Annotated in this window: 6 protein-coding genes; 1 reads left to right on the top strand and 5 read right to left on the bottom strand. The window is 58.8% G+C overall.

All coding sequences use genetic code 11. The features are described 5' to 3' along the window. The 3 genes from DRB19_RS29160 to DRB19_RS29155 form a co-directional block, all read right to left on the bottom strand. A partial coding sequence (locus DRB19_RS29160) for an IS630 transposase-related protein (RefSeq protein ID WP_245439419.1) occupies positions 1-241 on the bottom strand: 241 nt, incomplete at its 3' end. Between the two features lie 262 nt (positions 242-503). Beyond that, the gene (locus DRB19_RS30520) at positions 504-671 is read right to left on the bottom strand and encodes a hypothetical protein (RefSeq protein WP_162815957.1); all 168 of its coding nucleotides are present in this window, start codon (positions 669-671) and stop codon (positions 504-506) included. Positions 672-838: 167 nt separating this feature from the next. Continuing rightward, a complete protein-coding gene (locus DRB19_RS29155; RefSeq protein ID WP_114189436.1) occupies positions 839-1,066 on the bottom strand; it encodes a DUF6894 family protein in 228 nt (75 codons plus the stop codon). Positions 1,067-1,956: 890 nt separating this feature from the next. On the opposite strand from DRB19_RS29155, the gene DRB19_RS30515 reads away from it, so the two are divergent. After that, positions 1,957-2,253: a hypothetical protein gene (locus DRB19_RS30515; RefSeq protein ID WP_162815956.1), complete on the top strand. Its 297-nt coding sequence runs from the start codon at positions 1,957-1,959 to the stop codon at positions 2,251-2,253. A gap of 4 nt (positions 2,254-2,257) precedes the next feature. Here the strand turns inward: DRB19_RS30515 and DRB19_RS29140 are convergent, their stop codons facing one another. Both DRB19_RS29140 and DRB19_RS29135 read right to left on the bottom strand, forming a co-directional pair. Beyond that, complete coding sequence (locus tag DRB19_RS29140; protein ID WP_114189433.1) at positions 2,258-3,028, bottom strand: LuxR C-terminal-related transcriptional regulator; 771 nt, start codon at positions 3,026-3,028, stop codon at positions 2,258-2,260. A gap of 423 nt (positions 3,029-3,451) precedes the next feature. Continuing rightward, complete coding sequence (locus tag DRB19_RS29135; RefSeq protein WP_245439911.1) at positions 3,452-3,682, bottom strand: DUF6894 family protein; 231 nt, start codon at positions 3,680-3,682, stop codon at positions 3,452-3,454. Positions 3,683-3,821: the final 139 nt, after the last annotated feature.

Raw genomic sequence — 3,821 nt, 5'->3', positions numbered from 1 at the left:
TGGCGGGGTGTGCCTCGACGGCTTGGATCAGGAAGGTCTCATAAGGCACCAGTTTGCCACCTCCCGGCGGACGGCCTTGGCGGGCGGGCGCCGGCGAGCCGAACCGCCGCTGGCGCTGCATCAGCTTGATGGCACAGCTGTCCCTGACGCCAAAGTGGCGGGCCGCCGTCCGGCAGGAATGGCCCGCCTCGACGAAGGCTGCAACCCGCATACGAAGATCGAGAGAATAGCAGTGACCCATGATCCACCTCCCGTCCGACGAAGTGAATCACAGATCACATCAACCCAGAACCCTAAGAGTCGAATTTCCAGTCCGATGCTTTAGGCCCCGAATGCCCCCCATGAGCAAACGACCTGTCGTGACCATGGATAGAGTTTCAGTCTGAACATGGCCGGGAGACGCTATCCGGGATGAGTGGAATGGCGGCCCTTAGGGCAATAGGCTCAGCCGCACCGAATGGCGGTATTATCATCCCGCTCGCGAGACCATCCACCGTCATGGGCTATTCCCCGATGGCGTTTCTGATCCGCATAGCCGCCTCATGTGGCTCAACCCCATCGGTGTACCAGTCCAAGACCGTCAGGTAGAGATCGCCTCGCACGAACCTGTGGTGCGTGGACGGAAGCCTGCTCTCAACAGCCTCAAGATACTGGGAAAATGGCTTGCTCATTGGATCAACCGCCAGAGTGCTGTGTTCCGGGGCATGGCTCTTGGTCGCTCACGCTGCCTTGGGTTGAGGTTAGCCCCTCGTTTGGCATCTATGTGGCAAACCCATGGTTGATGGTTGGGTGATCAGCCGCCGAAGCTGGTTAGCTTTCTAACCCGCTGGACCCGGCTTCAGTGCAGGGTCGCGACAAGGTTCAGTGAGTGGAGAAGACTGCCTTCAGGGCAAACAATGTCGAGCCGCCAGCCACTCCAGTTCTCCAGTGCGTCCTCATCGTCCTGGCGCAACTCAGCGATGGCTTTGCGTGCCTGAACCGTCGCCGTCTCAAGATCAGCGACCTCAACGCCGGTATCATCCAGGATCGTCTCCTGATCGTTCACAAGATAGAAAAAGCAGCGCATCGCAGGCCCGCGTTGAAGGGATGGTCGGGGTGCATTTCCCTGGAGAGCAGCAGGACGCCCCACATCACGATGGAAGTCACGGTTACTTGGTTGTCTATGTGTCCTGCCGGGAGCTTTGAGGTTCGACTGTGGGGGGCACGAGGTGCTCCAGGGACACCCAGCCAACATCGGACCCGGGACACGGGACCAAGTAGGCTTGGCTCTCTTCCATCCTCGTAATCCGGCAGGGCATTGCCCTTCGGTCACCCGGAGGACGGTACACAACCACAGCACCGACCTGGAGGTCATCTCCGGGTTCGGACGCTTGGCTTCCAGGGCCAACTGGGCTCGCTAAGGATGAGCCTTGCGACGCTGCTGTGCCCTCCTTACCGGCTTTCAGCCGCTCCAAGGCTGCAATGGCGACCCGTGCGCGGTCCCGGTATCGCTCGCTCACCGCCCGCAGGAGAGGACCACGGGTCCGTCCTGGATACCAGGACAGGCCCCCAATTTTGGCCAGTTCGCGCGCAACGGCCTCAATCTCGTCTTCGGTCATCACGCCCCCTCTGCATGATGTGGCTAAATGAAAGCAGTTTCATGCACAGGAAGGAACGGACGGGATAGTGCAAAGAAGCGACACACCGATGAGAGCTATGGGCGACCAGCGAGATATGTTGACGCACGTTCACAATTCCGGCCCATTCCCCTGAAGTCTGCGTTGGGGAGCCTCCAGAAGGTGCAAGCTCCGAGAGTGGCAGCATAACTAGGAGGATCGGCTGCCCTCAGGCTCGTCGCCTGAAGAGCGTACCAACCACTCTTCCTAATCCGCGCGAGCCTTGGTCTACCCGACTGGGCTCTGCCATGGGCGTGGGTTCTGATGCAGCCCCAGGTTCAGCGCTTGGCTCTGGTTCCGAGTGAGGCGCAGGGTCTGCCTCACGGGCGGGTTCTGGCTCCTGCTGCACCTGCGACAGCATCTCGACCCGATCCGGAAAGTCGTCCGGGCGCTCGTACAGCACGTAGTGCTGATATCGTGGCTTGACCGGCTGCTCTCGGCCAAGGACGACATCGTGCGTGATGTCGATGAGGAACCCGCGCCCGGCCTTAGTGGTCACGTCCAGTCGGCTCACCACCCCTTCGGCAAAGCTCGTTCGCTCGCCGGGAGGATGATAATGAACCCGGACCTTGTCTCCGATCCTGATCGTCATGGCTGACCCGTCAGGCATTCAGGGAGACACCATCGTTCCTCGGCAGATGCGTCGTGGCCCACATGGCCGCCTGCGTGCGATTGGCCGCGCCAATCTTGCGCAGGATTGCTTTGACATGAACCTTGACGGTCGCCTCAGCGACATCAAGCTGTCGGGCGATGACCTTGTTGGGCGCTCCACCCATGATGCAGCCCAAGATTTCTGCCTCTCGGGCCGAGAGGCGGCTCGCCCTTGAGCCTGACACGTTCGGCTCGGCCATCGCTCTGTTTGCTTGAAGCTGCGGTCCAGCGCTCGACCGCATCCCCTGCAGCAGCGAGCGCACCAGCGAAGCAGGGAGCATGGTCTCTCCCAGCATGACCAGTTCCAGGGATTTGATCAGAACGTCCCGACTGCTTGCCGTCAGACAGAAGCCATCCACCCCCGCATCATGGCCCTGCCGCACGAAGCTGAGATCAAAGTGATCTGCCGTCACAACGATCCGTGCATCAGGGTACTGAGACTTCAGGTGCCTGATGGTTTCGACCACGTCATCCGAGGAGTCGCTCGCGTCCACGATGAACAGAGAAAGCCCTGGATTGGAACAGCGGGGCGAGAGTGGGATTGGATCAACTACTGTCTCCGACACAGCAAAGCAGGTACTTGCCAGCAGGTGCTTGAGTCCTATGCGGAGCATCGCGCTCTTACAGATCAGGATGGTCACTACCTCCTGACCGGGGCTCCAGGAGGCACTGATAGCCTGAGCGCGTTCATCAGCGATAGGCTCGATCCTGGCTTCGGACATCAGTTCACCCCCTGTAGTAATCCAAATGAGCTTTAATATTGTTGCTCAGCAGACGAGAAAGCACAGAACAAGGCAAGCCAGAATTGAGCCCTTACCTCATAAGAGTTAGGAAATTGCAAGCAAAGACAGCTGAGAGGCAAGCTTATCTTAATCGGTTTATGCGCGAGAGCTTCGATGGGCTGGCCTTGCAAAGCCTACTCCTGAAGGAGATATCTATTCTTATCAATTGATAAGTATTCCTATTTACCTCTACGCTCAGCCGTAACGACAGGTTGATGTTAAGGGCGGGGCCTTGGTCAATAATGGCGACGATCCCAAAGACCAGACTGGCAATGGTGAAGCTGAAGCCGTCAAGGAGCACGTCAAAGCGATGCTGCGAAAGCTCGGGTCCAGGACAAATCCATCCTCGGATCAGGAGAAGCCTTAGTGCAGCCTGCCTGCGAGACTGACCGAAAAGGCCACGGCTCCGGCAGCATCGGAGACCTCCAGCCTCCAGTCATCCCACTCGGCGCTATCCTCGCCCTCAGCGCGCATCTCTTGAACCGCCTTGAGAGCTTGCGCATGAGCCTGCTCGGGGGTCGCCACCTCGATCCCGGTGTCATCCAGGATGCGTTCGGTATGATTGATCAGGTTGAAGTAGTATCGCATCGGCATTCTTCTATTCCTACCTCTCCACAACTGGAGCCCACTTCGGGTAGGACAACAGTCCAATCGCTAGAGCTGGCTCGGGAAATTTAGACAGTGGGATCAGTGGAGTTTCTGCCTGATTGCGGCCAGAATGGCTGCCGAACAG

The sequence above is a fragment of the Microvirga aerophila genome, from assembly GCF_003332305.1.
In the GTDB taxonomy this organism is placed as follows: Bacteria; Pseudomonadota; Alphaproteobacteria; order Rhizobiales; family Beijerinckiaceae; genus Microvirga; species Microvirga aerophila.
This window is presented reverse-complemented; position numbering and strand designations above follow the sequence as displayed.

Bases quoted from the DNA above. Each gene is read 5' to 3' on its own strand.
- DRB19_RS30520 (WP_162815957.1), bottom strand. From the start codon at position 671: ATGAGCAAGCCATTTTCCCAGTATCTTGAGGCTGTTGAGAGCAGGCTT.
- DRB19_RS29155 (WP_114189436.1), bottom strand. From the start codon at position 1,066: ATGCGCTGCTTTTTCTATCTTGTGAACGATCAGGAGACGATCCTGGAT.
- DRB19_RS29140 (WP_114189433.1), bottom strand. From the start codon at position 3,028: ATGTCCGAAGCCAGGATCGAGCCTATCGCTGATGAACGCGCTCAGGCT.
- DRB19_RS29135 (WP_245439911.1), bottom strand. From the start codon at position 3,682: ATGCCGATGCGATACTACTTCAACCTGATCAATCATACCGAACGCATC.